Source organism: Achromobacter veterisilvae (assembly GCF_900496975.1).
GTDB lineage: Bacteria > Pseudomonadota > Gammaproteobacteria > Burkholderiales > Burkholderiaceae_B > Achromobacter > Achromobacter veterisilvae.
The window spans coordinates 1-15,428 of sequence record NZ_UFQC01000010.1; the positions used below are offsets into that span (position 1 = coordinate 1).

A 15,428-nucleotide genomic window follows, 5' to 3' on the forward strand; every position below is an offset into this window, starting at 1 on the left:
CGCCTCGGGCGGCGGGTCTTCGTACGCACCGAACGGGATATTGAAATGTCCTGGCGCGAGCGCGAGTTCGTTCGCGATTGAGGGGTAGGCATACAGCCCGTCGATATCGGTTTGAAAAACAGTTTTTTGCATATAGATCTCCAAGTAAAGGAATTTGCACTGCAAATGCGCGGACCTTCGCGACACTGCAACTCGACGCGCTTCAAGGGCACCGTCACCGTCAACTCACCCGGTCTAGCGGGGCTGGAGCGGCGGGGCTGGTGGCGGGCGCCGGAGACGCCAGTAGCATCGCAGACACCAACTCGCTCATTGCCGATCCGATCACTGACGGAATTTCTGGAGCACCGCGCACTGCCGTCGAAACCCGATCGAAAAACACCGCATACTTTCCGCGGCTGCATGCCTAGCCTGACCATGCCACTGCAAATGCAAGGCCGCTCGGCAGCCGACAGGCCGACGCCATGCAAGTCATCACCGGAGCCCTGCAATCTCGGCCGATTCCTTCGGCTGCTGGCGCGATTGCGGCGGCGTCGGGCGCCTACGTGCTGCAATCGCGAGGCGGCGCTAGTGGCGGCACGATCTTGGCAACAGACCCGGGCACGACAAACCTGGATCTTGTCACGTTCGACACCAGCCGCGTGGCACGCACGTCGACGGAAACCCGCGGGTCGAACGCCGCGTATCACCCTCGGATCCACGCATAGCCTAGGCGTGAATTCGGGGGTGATACGCGACGTTGAGGCCGCGCGTTTCATAAGAAATTCGCGGCGTGCCGTGAATTCCATCATTGACAAGCGACTGTGTACCTTCATTGAACGACGTGTAGCCACTGTATGTCCCGGTGCCACCGATGTATGGGCTACCCGCAGGATCTTGGCCCCAACGAAAGCGCACGCGGAACCCTTGCAGCGCATCCGCTTGCCCGCTACCCATAGCTCTTGCATTTGCAGTGGCAAGGACGCTAAGCATGGATGCGCGGGTGGTAAGCGGTGTTCCGGCCGCGCGTCTCCATAGACGTCCGGGCGCCACCGGAGGAAGCTGACCAGGTCAACTGGTCATCCGCCAAAGTTGCCGCATCCGTCGCAGACTGCAAGCGCGGCGACGGTCCACGTGCGCCGGCGGCGAAAGTGAAGGCCCCAGAAACCCCAGAGTTGCCGACGAGGGAGTTTCCATCGTTTAAACGTCGAAGTCCAAAGGTTCCGCTGATCTGCTGCAGGGCGTCCATCTGCGCAGATCCCAACGCCCGTGCATTTGCAGTGTCAGCGTCAGTCCCGGTGAAACGACGGAACATATCGCGCAGATCCGGTACGCGGAACGTATTGGCGTCGATGTCGACGAAGTAATGACCACCCTTGTTTGCATTCCAGAACGTCTGCGTAACCACCAGACCATTTTCCTGGGCGTATCCCCACAGCCGCGCGTAGGCCGCTTTTGGCAGCACTCCCCCTACCGCATCAACCTCGCTCGCCAGCGGCGTCAAGGTGTGTCCGTCCACGGGCCGACCGCACAGCGGCGATCGGTAGCCGGTGAAGTACGGGGTCTCGGTCCAGATCCAGACCTCCCCGCACTCAATGACGACGACAGGGCCAACATCCTCATCGGGCAACGCTGAAATCGAATAGGCAAGCGGGCGTCCGGCAACGGCTGCGGTGATGAGCTTATTGATAGCCTTGATCAGTTGCGCGTTGTCATTCCGGCTTGGCGAAAGCTGAGCGCCGACGATAACGGAGGTCAACTCTTCCTGGATGGCGTTGAAGGCATACGCAGGCCATTGCGTCGCCGGAGTATTCGTTCCTGGGTTCCCGTCCGTCGCCCAGCCGGGCGTGCCCGTTGCCGGAGCGGTATCGGCCTGCTCCTTGGCGACAGTGTGAGGCGCGATCAAAAGATCCATGTTTTTTTCTACTCCGAATAAGAAAAATTCAGCACGGTGTGGGCCGGCCTGAGCGCAAGCAACTCGCACTGAAGGACGTTGTTGTTCCAATAGGCGAACGGGCCGCCAAAGGAATCGCCAAAACGCAACCGATTTACAGTGAAGGTAGGCGCATTTACCTGCCACGAATGAGCCCAGTCGGCGCCGCCAAATGGCGTCCCAAAGCGCTTACCGAAGCGTGACGGCATGAACTGGGTAATCGTTATTTCGTAGCCCAGATTCTTCGCGAGGGTCGTGAAGTAAGGAATGGACTGGCCGCCGGTGGCAACCAGCCTAGCAACGACCTGGGCTCTTCGCGCCTGAACAGTTGGCGCTGGACCCGCGCAAGGATCTGGCAACCCCAGCGTGGCCTCCCATTCCGGCAATAGCTCATACGTGGAGCCCGGAAACACATCGACAAGAAGCTGGTTTGCCCTCGCGGTATTCGTCTCATACACCTTGTTGAGCCCGAGCAGCGTTCGGTTCTGCACGCTGCTCAAATCCCGAGACCAAACGCGGCCGCGAGGCAAGAGCTTGAGAAAAGCCTGGAGAAAATCTCCGGCTCTCAGGTTCAAAGCCATAGCCCCACCTACAGGTAAATAATCTCGTCAAGAACGGGCAGCTCGCCCATCCCGCTGGTGATGTTCCCCGGGTACGGCGTGGTAACCCCATCCACGGTCCCGGTGATCGACTCCATGAGCCACCCCGACGTTCCGGCGACGCTATTGATTGCCCCCTCAATGTCATTGCGGTTGATGGTCCCCGCGCGCGGATCCGCGTTGCGAAACAGCATGTCCGTGATGGAGGATGCAATCGAGTTGCGCGTAGCCGTACTAGCATTGGAAAGTCCCGAAATCGTGAGGACGAGTCGGTTTTGCTTGGGCGCGCAAGCAAAGACAAGCGCGGTGACTGGCTCTCGGTCGATGATGGCGTCGGCCAACGTGAGCTGATCGCCAGTGGCGACCAGGTCGCGCGGCAGGCCGTCCGGGCCCTGATCGAACTGCGACACGCCATCGCTTCCCTGCGGAAAACCATCGTGCGCCGCCTGAGCCGAATCCATCATGAAGCGCAGCACCACAGTTCCCACACCAAAGCCATTTGGCGAGCACCACGCTCGGGTAACCCCCGGGACACCCAGTGCCCATCGTTTGTAATCGTCTCGGTCGCCCCCCTGCGGGGCTTCCTGGTAGGCATCCATGATGCGCTCCCCGAACGCCTCCGAGTCCTCCACGTCCACCCCGGTTGTGATCGTGTTCACCGCCACGCCGGTGGACTGCACCCCTTCTATCGTCGTCGCCAGCGTAAGCCCCTCACCAGCAGCGCAATTCCCCGCTGTGCCTGGCGTGACGGCCTCCACAATGACAAGCGCCTTGCCATCGCCGCCCACCGTCACGGACTCCATCACGGAGTAGCGCTCGCCATCTCGCCGCGTTGCCTTAACGCCCGAGCTGATAGAGCGGCCAGGCGTCCCCGAAAACTCCACAGCAAGCCTGGTTGCCACGGAGTTCTTCTGATAGATACCCTTCATGGCGCCCCAGGCCGCCAGATTCTCGCCTGTGGCCGTCCAGGGGACGCCTTGCTTGGCGATATAGTCCAGATACCCGAAATGCAGATGCGCAAGCCCCGCCTGCGCGACGGCCATCACCCGAAGCACCGCCTTTCGAAGAAAGGCGTTCGCCCCCGAGGCTGAAGCATTGATATCCGCCATAACCTGTTTGCGCAGGTCAGAGAGCGTAGGACGGGAAAATGGCATGTCAGTTAATTCCATTCCAGGCCCATAGGTACTTCCCCGTATGCAGGGCATCTCCACCGGGCGAAAAAGCGATAATCTGGGCGCCAAGAAACGTCTCGCGCGTCCATTCCACCTTGATGTCAAACCGCGACACCACACCATCATCAATGAGCCATTGCAGGCATTCGGCGAGGTAGTCATAAGCGCGGTTGAGTGTCCGCTGTGTCTGCTTCTCGCGCTCCAGCAGCCATAACTTGCTACCTATCGGCCGGGTCGGATCGAACTGGTCCCCCCACCAGCCGCGAGGATCGCCAGTTCCATCAGGGATCACGTCATCAGGAGCAGCCATACCGTCAGTGAAGACGCTGAGCAGCATGGCAGTGGCTAGGTCGCCGTCGGTAAGCAGATCGCCCCCCTCCAGCACCCAGTCACCATGGACCGTCGCGCCATCCCACACAATCCGAATATCGCTCATTGCTGCTGTTCCGGTTTCTTCGACCTGATCGTTGCGGATCCGGGCTGCACGCCCTCCACATCATGGTCGTGCTCATTGTGGATTTCGCGCATGTCCTTCATCGTGCGTTCATTGGTTTCGTAGTTGTCCAGCATGTCGCCCGTCGCCCTGACCTCCGGCGCCTTCAGATCAATTCCGCCGGGTGCCGCGATGGTTAGCTTCCCGCTCAGGTTCCACGTCACATCCCGTGCGTTGTTGACGACCACGTCCTGGCCCTGCGCATCTACCACGAGGCCGTCCCCGGCCGTCAGGTAGATGTACTTCCCATCCAGGCTGTAGAGCTTAGTTTCTCCCGGCTTCAGTCCTCGCGGGCGACTCCCCTGATGGTTTACGCCCGTTACCATCGTCGCGGACCTATCGCCTGCGACCGACAAGAGCACCGCGTCGGAGTCGAAAGGCGGATTCGATGTGAGCCCAAACTCCTGCGGCCGGACCCGGCGGTCAGCCAGTTCCAGACCGCTCGCCCGGACCTGCATAATCTGCACGGGGCCGCTGTCATCGACATACGCCACCCGCCCCCGACCGACCATCATTCGAAGGCGAAGAAAAAGCCGTTCCAGGATCTGTTCCATGTCATTGCACCGTCTGATCGGGTCCGAACTGCGCCCAGATAAAGGGCTGCTGGTAGAAGGCCTGCGGCGGCATCAGTACCAGCTCGCACGTCGTTCCGTTCCTGCCCCGCTTGTAGGTGGCCTCCGCGATCAACCACATCACCGGCGACTGAGGCGTTCCCAGCTTCAGCGACGGAAGAACAAGGGGCGCGAGCGTGTTGGGCGCGTACAGCGCACCCGCAGCGTCCCTCCACGAATCCGTCGTCAATCTCACGAGGAACGAACGCCCCTGCCTCCGCGACAATTCCCATTTCGCCCTGTCCTCAGCTATCACGCTGCCGCCCATCACGTTTTCGGACAGCACGACGCGTGGCCGATATCGCTGCACACTGGGGTCAACCAGGTGCGCGATCTGGTTCGGCGCCCCGCCAATATCGCTGAACTGATCCAGGCCCTGATAAATCGCGTAGTAGTCGCTGAATTTCTGATTCATCGAGTACATCGCCACTGCCCGTTCAACGTTCACGCCTTCCTGGAAGCCGCTTGCCGCGGTCGCCTTACCAACGCTGGAAATCTCCAAGTCTCCGGACGTGGTGTCGTAGAGAAGAAGGCCGCGGTAGCGACAAACGCGCTCCAGCACGTCATAGGCGGTTTCCCCGGCGAGGATCACTACCTGCTCCACGGGTGCCCCCTGGTCCGTTCCTGGCGCGAGCGCGGCCCGAATGCCGAAAGGCGCGGCCAGCGTCTGGGCGATATAAAGCACGCTAGCGTTGCTAAGCTGGAACCCGTCATAGACCGCAGCGCAGTCCACTAGGTCCTGACACTTGCTTCTCCCGGTCAGGGTGACCGTATGCGACCCATCGTTGAAGCCCGGAATGAACTGGTCGACCCAGCCGGTACTCACCCGGTCCCCCCCTAGGAAGACCTCGCAAAAGTCGCCGGGCTGCACCTGCATATCAGGCGGATCAGCCATTGGGTACACGTCCGTCATGGAAGTCTGGAAGTCCGAGGGGCACCTCTCGACCCCCCGGGTAAATCTGACGTCTTGCCAGCCGCCCAGGTTCCGAGCATTAGAAAGGGTGTACCCATTCCCATTGCGTGTTGGCGTGGACACGCGCAGGGTCAAGTCGTCGCTCGTCATTTTGATAAGGCCTCAAATCTCGGGGGCATAAACGCCGGATGCACCGGATCGACCTGCCGCACCAGCTCATCGGCGCGCCCAGCGTCCCGATAGATTCGATTGGCGAGCGCCAGCGCGGGCATCGTCCCGGCGAATGCGAAGGCCCCAATTTCGGCAAGGTCCGCCCCCCTCGCCTGGAGGTCCGCGACGATGGATTTACGGACCGCGCGCAACGATTCGTAGCTGGCGTCGTCCCCCGAATCGCCCGCAACGAGAATCTCCGCATCCACAACTTCTGTGACTGTCGTCTGGACAGCGGCGGCATCATTCTGCGATGCCGGCTGATACTGCGTGACGGCCTCCGCAAGCTCAGCGATGGCTGACCTGCGCAGGTGTGCCGCAATGGCCTCGCTCATAGACGCCATAGCCTGGCCGACAGGTGAAGTCGACGGCATGGATGCCGGGGCGAACGAAGCCAGTTCACTAAGCATCGAAATCCGATCCGCGGGATCCACCGCTGTCGCGGCAACCGCCGCAACAAAGTCACGGACCGTCACCGCGTAGGCATCCGTATCGGCGATGTTGGCCGCCGCGAGTTGCATTCGCTCGCCAGCCGCGACAACCGCAGCGGAGGCAGCAACGTCAGCAGCCAACGCATCGGCGACTGACGTGGAGCGCGAAGCCCTTCGATTGGACCCCGAAAAACCGGAATTTCCCCCTCCGAACAGCCGGCCGAAGTTTCCCGCAAGGTTGGAGACAGCATTGAAAACCCGCCTCACCCTGTTGACGATGCCGACGGCCATCTGGTAATAACCCACGACCGTCGATACAGCTTGCTGTACCACCGCCGCACCTTGCCGGATGTCTTCCGCCACTTCGCCGGCCAGGTCAAGCAGGCTCTTTTCGCGCACTTCCTCAGCCGCTTCCCCTACCGCGTCTTCCGTGGACTGCTCTGTGCCTGGGTATTGGCGCTCCCCTGTCACCATAGCGGTCATGGTGAACTCAAACACCCGGCCGAGGTCCTTGCGTTCCTCCACCTCGATGCCACCCACGCAAACGACGCTCTGCACGGTTCCGAAGGTGGGATGGACCAAAGTCTTCGGCCCGCTCGTCTCGCACACGGAAATCAGGGCTTCGCGCTGGGCAACCACCCCGCCCCCCCCGTATACAAGGCTGTCCTCGATGAGAAAGCCATGAATACGGAACTGCCTGGGCAACTTCCCCTGGTCTTCCGCCCACACATCATCCCGATAGGGATACACGTGCACGGCCGTCCGACGGCCTGCATGCGTCCGGGCGGTAGTCACGCCAAAGGGCACGCCACCGAAGGATGCCTTTTGTAGCGAGGCCTCCCAACTGCCGGCCCCGGGACCGAACAAATCTCCGATGGCGTTTGCAACACCCCCGATACTTCCGGCGACATTCACCACATCAGTAATGCTCATGGCATCGCTCCAAGCCCCATCGAATAGTTCACCCTCGTCGGCAGCGCCGCACTATTGGCATCCTGCGCCTCCACGCGCGTGCCCGGCGGGGCAGACACGTTGATGTTCAACGCCAGCCGCTGGAACGAAGATTCAAGCGCGCGAGATATCTGATCCATCCCTGGACCGCTCAACGCGGGGGCTGCGTCCGCCCCTCCCGAGGACGCCACCGGGGAGCCACCCATAGCCCTCAGCACTTGGTCTGCCATAGCAGCACGCTTGGCCTTTTCGCCCTCAACATCCTGGGGACGTTCGTGGTACTGAGACACGATTGCAGCCGCAGCACCTGCGCTTCCTGTCTTTTGGAGAAGGTCTCCGGCGTACCTTTGCTGGCCCGGCCCGTTGCGCAGCTCCCAGTCGAAGAATCGAATTTGCTCGTCCAGCGTCGAACTTCGAATGTCCTTCTTGAATACTCGTTCGAAGTCCTTCTGCCTGTCCGGATGCCACTGACCGATGCCATAGGCTCGCCCACCGTCGCCGACGCTATAGGGATTCCCCCCGGACTCCCGAAGGATGTTCGCGGCGATCCCCGCGGCTTGTTCCTGACCCCAACCAAGTTCCGTAAGCCGCCGGGCGATGCCCACGATCTTCGGATCACTGGCGCCGCCCGGAGCGCTCTCCTGCGGCGTGAGGTAACGCTTGCCGTCGGCCTGACGCGCCTGCCGCAACATTTCCTCTTCGCCGCCATTAAGATTGGAGCTGTACAGCAAGGCGCCAGCCCCGACCGCCCACGGGTTGAGCACACGTGCCCACCAGGGTGCCGCAGAAGCTGCGCCGGCCGCCCCAGCCCCGCCCGCAACCGTCTTCAACCCCTCGGCCGCCGTCTTCGCTGCGGTCAACGTCGATGCGAGACCAGCTAGAGCGCCGGTCCATTCCAGCAGCGTGGACGCAAACTTGATGCCAACGATGGCCGTCAGCACATTGCCCCACCCACCGAACACATCGGCAATGGCATTAACACGCTCATACCAAGCGCCCCAGTCCACACTGGTTATCCACCCCGTCAGCTTTCCAACTGCATCGGCAAGGCGGTCCGCGATGTTCACGCGGTTTTCCGTGAGCCATGAGGAGAACTTTTCCACCATCGGCGTCAGGACTGGCACCAGCTTGTCGCCGATGGTGCTTGCAAGTGCGCCTGCGCCACTGGTCAGTTCATTGATGCGGTCGTTGAATTCGGCCGCACGCCTGATTGCCTCCTCCCCCGGGGCATACCCATTCAGAACGGCACGCTGACGGTCCGCGTCAAAGGTTCCTCTTTGGATCATCGGCAGGAGCGCCCCCACACCAAGAGCATCGGCAGCAGTGCGTTGTCCGGCGGGATTCTTGATTTTTCCAAGTGCCGTCAGCACGTCGTGCTGTGTGCGCTGGTAATCTATCTGCCCATCCTTTGTCCGCGAAATCTGCACCCCCAGGCGTGAGAGCAACATCATGGCCTGCGGATTTGCTCCGAATGCTGCCTCGCGGATGGTGTTCTGCGAGGAAATCATGCTCTGGTCGAACTGCTCCGCCGCGACCCCAGCACGCTGGGCGGCGTAGTGCCACGCGCGCAGGCCTTGCGCCGACACCCCCAACTGGCGCGACGTACGTTGTACGTTGGCGCCCAAAGAAGCCCAGCGCTGAGCCAGCGCACCCACCCCAGCCGCACCCGCCAATCCCGTAAGCGCGGCCATGCCCGGAACAATGGACGCGATGCGATCAGCGACGGTGCGGGCACCCTTGGAAATGGAATCCAGCCCGGTAGAGACCTTTCCGAGCGCTGCCGCCCCCCGCTTTCCCACCTCGGAAAAGCGCTGGCTCATCCGGCCTACAGGATCTGAGATACGCCCAAACGAGCCGCGCACCTTATCCGCCACCTTCGACGCATTGTCGATAGCCGAAATTCGGAAAGAAAGTTCATTCGACATTCCTACCTCCCAGGCGGATCGCCGCGTCATGCCACCAGCGCAACTCGCTGAGCTTGAGCCCCTTCACATCGCGCGGCGACCAGCCGTAGAACTTCGCGGTGGCCGCGGCAATCAACCCCCAATCAGGCCGCGGCCGAGTTACTTTCCCTCAGGGGGTTCCTCATCTCCCTGGGCGTCGTCCTCATCGCCCATGAACGCCGTGAGATAAGCCGCGGACTTGGTGAAGTCACGCGCCTTCACCTTGTTGATGACGGCGAGCGGAACGCCAGAGATTTTCGCGATCAGATAACGCATGGCATCGCCCGGATCCTTGGCCGCCCGTCGATTGAATTCCAGGATTGCCTCCACATCCGGCTCGCAGAGATTGAGGGCGGTGTAGGTCTCAGCGTCCGCTCCGGCGCCCAGCGTGATGGGCTTGCGCAGGGTGACGACCAGTTCGTCTTGCAGTTCTTTCTTTGCCATGTCAGCTCGCAGTCTGTTCGGACACCGATGGGCCTTCGAACTTCAAATCGAACGTTGCCTCGGTGGTATCTACTTCCTGCGCATCCACGCAGGCCATGTTGCGGCCAACAACAGTCTTTTCGTTGGCCAATTGCAGAACGACGGTTACGTTCCGCATGCGATTGAAGTCTTCGACCGTCAGGTCGCCCGCATCGCGTGCGCTGAAGGAAATCGAGCCAGGAATGGGCGTCTCTTTCACGCCGTGATACCCGTCCATGCCCGTCAGCGATTCGCGCCGAACCGAAGAGGCGCTGTACTTCGCCGCCCCCTCGATCATGTAGGAATTGCCGTCAACCGTGACCTGCGCGGTGCCGGCCAGAAGTTTTGCCATGTTTCGGCTCCTAGAAATGGAAAAGCCGCCCGAAGGCGACTATTTGTATTGCTCGCAACAGGCTTAGGCTGCGACTGCGGCCGAGGCGGGAACGATGTTGCTGAACTGCATCAGCAGCGCAAAGATGCGGAGCTGGTTGATCAGCACAGCGGGGTAGAGCACATCCACACGGTTCGGATTCGACTGGTTTTGCTCCACGATCAGTCCCTTCGCGAATACGTCTGCGCCCTGCACCCACCCGGAATCGTCCTGCATCGCCTGGTAGTCCGCGATGAGGTCCGCCCGAATGGTATTGGGCGTGACGATGTTCGACCCCGGTGCCGGCCGCGTGCCATTGCTGGCAAGCTTCTTTCGGGCGTACTTGGACGTGACCACGATTTTCAGCCGTCGCAGGACGGCCATCAGCGTGTTCATGGTCTCGACCTCCAAGTAGCTGTTGTCCGGCTGCCCGAACGCATTCACCTGGTAGGTAGTGACCAGATTTTCCAGCGCCACCGTACCATCATCAGCCACCGTGAAAGTGCTGATGCCCGTCCACAGCAACGTGTTGCGGTCGGTCAGCTCGAAGCGCGCTTCGACCGGAGGCGGTAGGAAGCAGGCCAGAGCCACCGTCTGCATCGGCTGCGCCGGATCGGCGCGGCACGAGACGGCGGCCGCAGCGGTGATATCCGCCGCCATCACCCACGCGGGCGTCGGCGAGTCATTGAAGCCCATGATCGACATATGTTCGTCGTTGCGCGTGGCGCCGAACGTCTGACACTCTCCCAGCGTCCCTCGATAGGCTCCGTAAGCATGGCCGTACAACTGCTTCGACCAGCTCCAGCGGCCCGTGACTGTGGACAACAGCGATTTCACCGCGTTCAGCGATGTCGCATCGGTGTAGGGCATGGCGATGAAGTCGAACGTCATGTCGCCCAAGTTCGCCAGCGCGGTGACCAACGACGGATTCAGCAAGCCTCCAGACATGGGCGCGACGGTCGCCGCCAAGCCCGGGGGCAGCGTCTCGCCGTTACTCGCGCCGTAGTAGTTCAGCCGCAGGTCGATATCGTTTCCCGCCAAGCCCTTGTTCTTGGCGGTGATGTTCACCTTGGATGTCACCTCAGCATCGACGGCGGCGGTCACCGGCAGATCGGGCAGCGAGTTGATCTGCGCCACCAGCGCCGTCGCAAGTTGCGCCGTCGTCATCGTGGGGGTGCAAACCAGGGAGACGATAGGCGAGCCAGCGAAGGCCGCGATGTACAGCGACAGCACCCCCGTGGCCGTGGCGGATGCGGTGAAGGTGATGGCGCCCGTCGCAGCAACCCCGTTCTCGTCGTCGGCCAGCGGCAGATACCAGACCTCGCCGAAGCTATCGCGGGCACGGTAGGCCGCAGTCATGATCGCCAGCATGGAGCCCTGGCCGCCCATCGTCTTAGCCTCGATAGCGCCCTGAGAAATCACAGGCTTGTTGACCACCGCCGTACCGCTGTCCGTCACCTGTCCGATGATGAGCGCGCGCTGGTTGAACTGCCCCGTATTGGCGCGGCTCGGATCCAGATCAGCATAAAACAGCGGCACCCGGAGGTTCTGCGGAATATTGGGAAACTGAATGCTCATTTACTTGCCCCCCTTACTGGGCGTGGCGGTGACCTCCGAAGTGGTGGCCAGAGAGGAGACTTTGCTGTCGGAAGCCGACGTGCTGGCGCGTACCACATCGCCATCGCGCAGGCGGCGCGCCCAGTAAAGGTCAAAATCGTCCACTTCCATACCCTCCTCGGGCATGAACTGTTTTCGCACCGGGTCAATCACTTGCAGCCCGGCGCGGGGTTTGATGTACATAGGTCGCTCCTATTGCGGTAGGTCGATATCCAAGCCGGGAACGGCGGTGCCGTCGGGCATTTGAATTCGCGTATCCACCCCTTCCAAGGGATTGGTCGGCACAGGGAAGAAATCCTCCGGCCCCTGCACGAACTCCAGCCCCAGTTCCACCAGCACCGAGCCCAGATGGTGCCCGGAGTCTTCCGGGCCCGGCGCGATGCGGGTGCGGAAATAGGAGAACTGGTTGAGTTCTCGCATGAGCGGCGGGTAGTTGATGACGGCAGCCTTGATTTGGTCCCGCAAGGATTCCAGCTTGACCAGCAAGGCAGCCGCGCCGGCGTCGTCCGGCTCGCCAGGGTGATCTGCCCTCGCCTCGACAACCAGTGCCGAAGTCACCGTGAACGCCGGGGCGCCGCTTCGACCGAACGAAACGCCGGCCTCATCGTTCGTGCGCACGAACAGCACGGGATACTCTCCGTCCCAGGAGGCCTGGTCCCGCGGCGAGTACGCCCGCTCTCCCGCGTCGGTCGTGTTCGTCAGCGCCTGCACTGCCAAGGCGCGAAGTTGGTTTGTCGTGGTCATAGCTTTTTCAGTTTCAGGTGTACCCAGCCCATGCCGTCCGGCTGCTGTTCGAAGACAAGGAACGATTCGCCGGTCTTCTTGCGGGTGATGCGGTCGTCCTTCGCGGGCACCCGCGGCAGATCGGCCAGGCGAAAGCCTGCGCTCGGTGCGGTCGTCACCCACCCGACGCCGCCCTGCCCGTCTTGGAACGCCGTCTTGTAGGCATCGGTGAAGACCCCGGGCACGGGCTCGGGCTTGCCGCCGCCCACAGATTGATAGACCAGTTCCTCACCAAACGCGCCGTTAACGGCCTGGTTGACCTGGTCAAAGTCGACCATGTCAGCCCCGGCGGATCTGGGGACCGGCAGCAGATCCGAACCGCGGGCCATTGTCCCGACGAATCACCGGCGCGTCCGGATCTTCCAGGAAGCCGAGCTGCCGCAGCCGCTGAACCTCGTCTGCCGGCAGGTCCACCTCATCGCCAGCCATCAGCGACTCGCCGTCTTCCGCCAGGAGGACGCGCCCGTGCGCCACGACGGCGGTAACGAGCTTCGCCGTGGTCGGCGCCTTGTCTTTCGGAGTAGTGGCGCCGCTCATCAGGCCACCACCGGATCGCAGACGTTGGCCGACAGGCAGGCATTCACTCGGCTGGGGATGACGATGGGAGCCGACTGCATCATCAGGAAACGCTGCGCTGGGTCTTCCTGGACCCAGGTCTTCGGCGCGAAAGGCAGCGACTGGTAATTGAAAGCAGGATCCTTGATCATGCCGAAGGCACGCGTGCCCTGCAGATTGGGGCCGGACATGATCAGATCGCCGTCGTACAGCATCGGCCGCTCGACGTCGTTCTCGTCCACGAACCAGTCGTTGTAGACCCACAGGTCGAACTGGCCCCACTTTCCCTTGTACACCGCGCCCTGCTTAACTTCGGTGGCGGGGTTGATCGCGTTGCCGAACGAGGCTTGGGCGGGCAGCACGATGGCTCCCTTCAGCTCCGGGTCGAGCTTGAAGCCAGCCCACGAACTCGGGGTGAACACCAGCTCCGAAACCGTAGCTCCCGAACTCTTGAGGATGCGGGTTGTCCAGGCTTCGATATCACGCGTCGGCGATGCCGTGCCTGCGGCAATATTGGCGGCAGTCCACTTGCGGCCGGCGGTCAGGGCAACCGTCAGGGAGGCATCACGCCCGAAATCGACGATCACGGTTTCGAAGCCCTCGCCCTCGATGGTCACCTGGCCCGAACGCAGCGCGCTGGCGGCCATCCATTCCAGGCGACGAGTCAGGATATCCACCTGGTCGGTCATTTCCGCTTCCAGGTTGGCCATTTCGCGTTCGGCGCCCGTCAGATCACCGCCGATGCGTTCACCGATCATGCGGCGTACCGGCTTGAGCAGGTCCGGCGCGCGTTTGTCCTTGACATAGGCCGGCTTGAAGCTGTTGGTCTGGAAGCGGCGCTGCTCGACCAGCTTGCCTTCGACCAGGGGCGATACGAACGGCGCCATACGACGCTTGCCGATGTCAACGTCGATGGCGACCTCCTCGGTATCGGAGGTCACGATGTTGGGGAAAAAGCGGTCCAGCAGGAAGGACTGTGCGGTTTTCAGGTTCGGAACGACCCCGATCAGGTCGATCGTGGTGTAGGACAAAGAGGACATTCGTCATCTCCAGAAATTCTTGGCGTATATACAAAAATGGCCCCGCTGGGCGGGGCCTTTTTCCATGCGTTGCGCTTAGGTTTAGATCGGGTCAGCGGCCGAGACCGACGACTTGACGTGAATGGCGTACTGGCGCAGGGCCGCGGTCAGCGCGGGCAGCGTCCAGCTCGGGTCGTAGTACAGCGCGCGGCCGTTGACCTCGACCTGCACATAGGCGCCGGCGTTGACCGGGCCATCCGTCGCATCGGAATAGTCCGCCAGAATGGCAGAGGGGACCTGGCTGCCATCGGTCGCCCCTTCCACCGAGAGAACGAACTGGCCGACGGCGTCGTTGACGTCGATAACGAACGAGTCGCCCGCAGCAAATGCCGTGGCGCCTGCGGTGATGGTGAACCCCAGCCCGCCTTGCGTGTAGGCCGTTCCCACGGTCGCATTTGCGAGCGTGGTGCCTTCCGGGTCGACCACCTTGAACGTGGTTGCGGCGGTGGCGGTGAGTTGGTAATTCCCCAGCTTGGCGCCGGCACCAACAGTGACGGTGCCGAAGGTGCCGTTGCCCGTGTTGGTTCCGGCGGCGGTAGCGACCGCGGTGCTGCTCGTGATCATGCCCAGCACCGCCCCGCGCGGCAGCTTACCCGCCGCGAGGATGATGGGCTGCGAGACGATCTGCAGACCGCCCGCAATGAGTTGATCGGGAACGAAGACATCTGCCCGGACGCCGGGCTTCTGGGGGCTGTTCCCCACGGGATTGACGGGAAGCGTCATGAGTATTGCTCCTGAATAGCTGAATTGCGGGGATCAAGCCTCGCCGCGGCGCTTTTTGCCCGCCGCGACGATCTTCTGCGCGAGGGTCATCTGGCTGTCGCCGCCCCCCGAACCCGGGTTGGGGATGATCGTGCCTTGCATGCGCTCGGACAGGGTGCGGCGTGCCGGCGGCGCCTGATCCGCTCGGCCAGCGTCCAGAGCCGCGATCGCGGCGTTGGAAGACATGCCCGTGTCGAAGGCGAAAACGCACGCCTGGCGCGCGACGCCCAGCCGCAGGCCGTGGGCCACGATGCGGGCGCAACGCGCCCGCTCGGCAGCCCTGGCCGCCTTCTTCGACTGATCTTTCTCCTTGTCGTCGCCGTCGTCGTCCTTTTCGGCGTCCGGGTCTTCCCCGTTTTCCAGAACATCGTCGCGCTCGTCGTCTTCACGGTCGCGCTCTTCCATGCGCCGGGCATAGTCCTCGTCGGACTCGCCCTCCCGCTGCTTCCGGTCGTCGTCCGGCTTGTCCTTGTCGTCCTCGTCATCTTGTTCAGCGCGGGCGCCACGGACGCGCCCCAGGCCCAGCAACGAGGCGAAGGGGGCAGAAGCGAAGGTTTTCTTCTTCATT

General features: G+C 62.2%; 19 protein-coding genes. 1 reads left to right on the plus strand and 18 read right to left on the minus strand.

Annotated elements, in window-relative coordinates; genetic code table 11:
* Positions 1–461: 461 nt before the first annotated feature.
* A complete protein-coding gene (locus tag AVE30378_RS10720) occupies positions 462–704 on the plus strand; it encodes a hypothetical protein (RefSeq protein ID WP_129240844.1) in 243 nt (80 codons plus the stop codon).
* 257 nt (positions 705–961) lie between these two features.
* Here the strand turns inward: AVE30378_RS10720 and AVE30378_RS10725 are convergent, their stop codons facing one another.
* The 18 genes from AVE30378_RS10725 to AVE30378_RS10815 all read right to left on the minus strand — a co-directional run bounded on the left by AVE30378_RS10725 (position 962) and on the right by AVE30378_RS10815 (position 15,427).
* The gene (locus AVE30378_RS10725; protein WP_129240845.1) at positions 962–1,891 is read right to left on the minus strand and encodes a phage tail protein; all 930 of its coding nucleotides are present in this window, start codon (positions 1,889–1,891) and stop codon (positions 962–964) included.
* Positions 1,892–1,899: 8 nt separating this feature from the next.
* The gene (locus tag AVE30378_RS10730; RefSeq protein WP_129240846.1) at positions 1,900–2,490 is read right to left on the minus strand and encodes a YmfQ family protein; all 591 of its coding nucleotides are present in this window, start codon (positions 2,488–2,490) and stop codon (positions 1,900–1,902) included.
* A gap of 8 nt (positions 2,491–2,498) precedes the next feature.
* Positions 2,499–3,662, minus strand: a complete 1,164-nt coding sequence (locus AVE30378_RS10735) for a baseplate J/gp47 family protein (RefSeq protein ID WP_129240847.1) — start codon at positions 3,660–3,662, stop codon at positions 2,499–2,501.
* A gap of 1 nt (position 3,663) precedes the next feature.
* Positions 3,664–4,116 (minus strand): phage GP46 family protein, encoded by a 453-nt coding sequence (locus AVE30378_RS10740; protein WP_129240848.1) that lies wholly within the window; start codon positions 4,114–4,116, stop codon positions 3,664–3,666.
* Positions 4,113–4,727, minus strand: a complete 615-nt coding sequence (locus tag AVE30378_RS10745; RefSeq protein ID WP_129240849.1) for a phage baseplate assembly protein V — start codon at positions 4,725–4,727, stop codon at positions 4,113–4,115. The genes AVE30378_RS10740 and AVE30378_RS10745 overlap by 4 nt, the downstream gene beginning before the upstream one ends.
* Position 4,728: 1 nt before the next feature.
* A complete protein-coding gene (locus tag AVE30378_RS10750) occupies positions 4,729–5,847 on the minus strand; it encodes a phage baseplate assembly protein (protein WP_341868030.1) in 1,119 nt (372 codons plus the stop codon).
* Positions 5,844–7,271 carry a DNA circularization protein gene (locus tag AVE30378_RS10755; RefSeq protein ID WP_129240851.1) on the minus strand — a complete coding sequence of 476 codons (1,428 nt, stop codon included), beginning with the start codon at positions 7,269–7,271 and terminating at the stop codon, positions 5,844–5,846. The genes AVE30378_RS10750 and AVE30378_RS10755 overlap by 4 nt, the downstream gene beginning before the upstream one ends.
* A complete protein-coding gene (locus tag AVE30378_RS10760) occupies positions 7,268–9,214 on the minus strand; it encodes a phage tail tip lysozyme (protein ID WP_129240852.1) in 1,947 nt (648 codons plus the stop codon). The genes AVE30378_RS10755 and AVE30378_RS10760 overlap by 4 nt, the downstream gene beginning before the upstream one ends.
* Before the next feature lie 138 nt (positions 9,215–9,352).
* Positions 9,353–9,676 (minus strand): phage tail assembly protein, encoded by a 324-nt coding sequence (locus tag AVE30378_RS10770; protein WP_129240854.1) that lies wholly within the window; start codon positions 9,674–9,676, stop codon positions 9,353–9,355.
* Between the two features lies 1 nt (position 9,677).
* Positions 9,678–10,046 carry a phage tail tube protein gene (locus tag AVE30378_RS10775; protein ID WP_129240855.1) on the minus strand — a complete coding sequence of 123 codons (369 nt, stop codon included), beginning with the start codon at positions 10,044–10,046 and terminating at the stop codon, positions 9,678–9,680.
* A gap of 63 nt (positions 10,047–10,109) precedes the next feature.
* Positions 10,110–11,642: a phage tail sheath subtilisin-like domain-containing protein gene (locus AVE30378_RS10780; protein WP_129240856.1), complete on the minus strand. Its 1,533-nt coding sequence runs from the start codon at positions 11,640–11,642 to the stop codon at positions 10,110–10,112.
* The gene (locus tag AVE30378_RS10785) at positions 11,643–11,864 is read right to left on the minus strand and encodes a DUF2635 domain-containing protein (RefSeq protein ID WP_129240857.1); all 222 of its coding nucleotides are present in this window, start codon (positions 11,862–11,864) and stop codon (positions 11,643–11,645) included.
* A 9-nt stretch (positions 11,865–11,873) separates the two neighbouring features.
* The gene (locus tag AVE30378_RS10790) at positions 11,874–12,425 is read right to left on the minus strand and encodes an ATP-binding protein (protein WP_129240858.1); all 552 of its coding nucleotides are present in this window, start codon (positions 12,423–12,425) and stop codon (positions 11,874–11,876) included.
* Positions 12,422–12,742 carry a head-tail joining protein gene (locus AVE30378_RS10795; RefSeq protein ID WP_129240859.1) on the minus strand — a complete coding sequence of 107 codons (321 nt, stop codon included), beginning with the start codon at positions 12,740–12,742 and terminating at the stop codon, positions 12,422–12,424. The genes AVE30378_RS10790 and AVE30378_RS10795 overlap by 4 nt, the downstream gene beginning before the upstream one ends.
* Before the next feature lies 1 nt (position 12,743).
* Positions 12,744–13,001 carry a hypothetical protein gene (locus AVE30378_RS10800; RefSeq protein ID WP_129240860.1) on the minus strand — a complete coding sequence of 86 codons (258 nt, stop codon included), beginning with the start codon at positions 12,999–13,001 and terminating at the stop codon, positions 12,744–12,746.
* A complete protein-coding gene (locus tag AVE30378_RS10805) occupies positions 13,001–14,059 on the minus strand; it encodes a major capsid protein (RefSeq protein ID WP_129240861.1) in 1,059 nt (352 codons plus the stop codon). Before AVE30378_RS10805 ends, AVE30378_RS10800 begins: the two co-directional genes overlap by 1 nt.
* Positions 14,060–14,140: 81 nt before the next feature.
* Positions 14,141–14,821 carry a head decoration protein gene (locus tag AVE30378_RS10810; RefSeq protein WP_129240862.1) on the minus strand — a complete coding sequence of 227 codons (681 nt, stop codon included), beginning with the start codon at positions 14,819–14,821 and terminating at the stop codon, positions 14,141–14,143.
* Positions 14,822–14,854: 33 nt separating this feature from the next.
* On the minus strand, positions 14,855–15,427 hold the full coding sequence (locus AVE30378_RS10815; protein WP_129240863.1) for a hypothetical protein: 573 nt from the start codon (positions 15,425–15,427) through the stop codon (positions 14,855–14,857).
* Position 15,428: the final 1 nt, after the last annotated feature.

Excerpts from the sequence above, each read along its gene's own strand:
- AVE30378_RS10720 (WP_129240844.1), top strand. The coding sequence starts at position 462 with ATGCAAGTCATCACCGGAGCCCTGCAATCTCGGCCGATTCCTTCGGCT.
- AVE30378_RS10725 (WP_129240845.1), bottom strand. The coding sequence starts at position 1,891 with ATGGATCTTTTGATCGCGCCTCACACTGTCGCCAAGGAGCAGGCCGAT.
- AVE30378_RS10730 (WP_129240846.1), bottom strand. The coding sequence starts at position 2,490 with ATGGCTTTGAACCTGAGAGCCGGAGATTTTCTCCAGGCTTTTCTCAAG.
- AVE30378_RS10735 (WP_129240847.1), bottom strand. The coding sequence starts at position 3,662 with ATGCCATTTTCCCGTCCTACGCTCTCTGACCTGCGCAAACAGGTTATG.
- AVE30378_RS10740 (WP_129240848.1), bottom strand. The coding sequence starts at position 4,116 with ATGAGCGATATTCGGATTGTGTGGGATGGCGCGACGGTCCATGGTGAC.
- AVE30378_RS10745 (WP_129240849.1), bottom strand. The coding sequence starts at position 4,727 with ATGGAACAGATCCTGGAACGGCTTTTTCTTCGCCTTCGAATGATGGTC.
- AVE30378_RS10750 (WP_341868030.1), bottom strand. The coding sequence starts at position 5,847 with ATGACGAGCGACGACTTGACCCTGCGCGTGTCCACGCCAACACGCAAT.
- AVE30378_RS10755 (WP_129240851.1), bottom strand. The coding sequence starts at position 7,271 with ATGAGCATTACTGATGTGGTGAATGTCGCCGGAAGTATCGGGGGTGTT.
- AVE30378_RS10760 (WP_129240852.1), bottom strand. The coding sequence starts at position 9,214 with ATGTCGAATGAACTTTCTTTCCGAATTTCGGCTATCGACAATGCGTCG.
- AVE30378_RS10770 (WP_129240854.1), bottom strand. The coding sequence starts at position 9,676 with ATGGCAAAGAAAGAACTGCAAGACGAACTGGTCGTCACCCTGCGCAAG.
- AVE30378_RS10775 (WP_129240855.1), bottom strand. The coding sequence starts at position 10,046 with ATGGCAAAACTTCTGGCCGGCACCGCGCAGGTCACGGTTGACGGCAAT.
- AVE30378_RS10780 (WP_129240856.1), bottom strand. The coding sequence starts at position 11,642 with ATGAGCATTCAGTTTCCCAATATTCCGCAGAACCTCCGGGTGCCGCTG.
- AVE30378_RS10785 (WP_129240857.1), bottom strand. The coding sequence starts at position 11,864 with ATGTACATCAAACCCCGCGCCGGGCTGCAAGTGATTGACCCGGTGCGA.
- AVE30378_RS10790 (WP_129240858.1), bottom strand. The coding sequence starts at position 12,425 with ATGACCACGACAAACCAACTTCGCGCCTTGGCAGTGCAGGCGCTGACG.
- AVE30378_RS10795 (WP_129240859.1), bottom strand. The coding sequence starts at position 12,742 with ATGGTCGACTTTGACCAGGTCAACCAGGCCGTTAACGGCGCGTTTGGT.
- AVE30378_RS10800 (WP_129240860.1), bottom strand. The coding sequence starts at position 13,001 with ATGAGCGGCGCCACTACTCCGAAAGACAAGGCGCCGACCACGGCGAAG.
- AVE30378_RS10805 (WP_129240861.1), bottom strand. The coding sequence starts at position 14,059 with ATGTCCTCTTTGTCCTACACCACGATCGACCTGATCGGGGTCGTTCCG.
- AVE30378_RS10810 (WP_129240862.1), bottom strand. The coding sequence starts at position 14,821 with ATGACGCTTCCCGTCAATCCCGTGGGGAACAGCCCCCAGAAGCCCGGC.
- AVE30378_RS10815 (WP_129240863.1), bottom strand. The coding sequence starts at position 15,427 with ATGAAGAAGAAAACCTTCGCTTCTGCCCCCTTCGCCTCGTTGCTGGGC.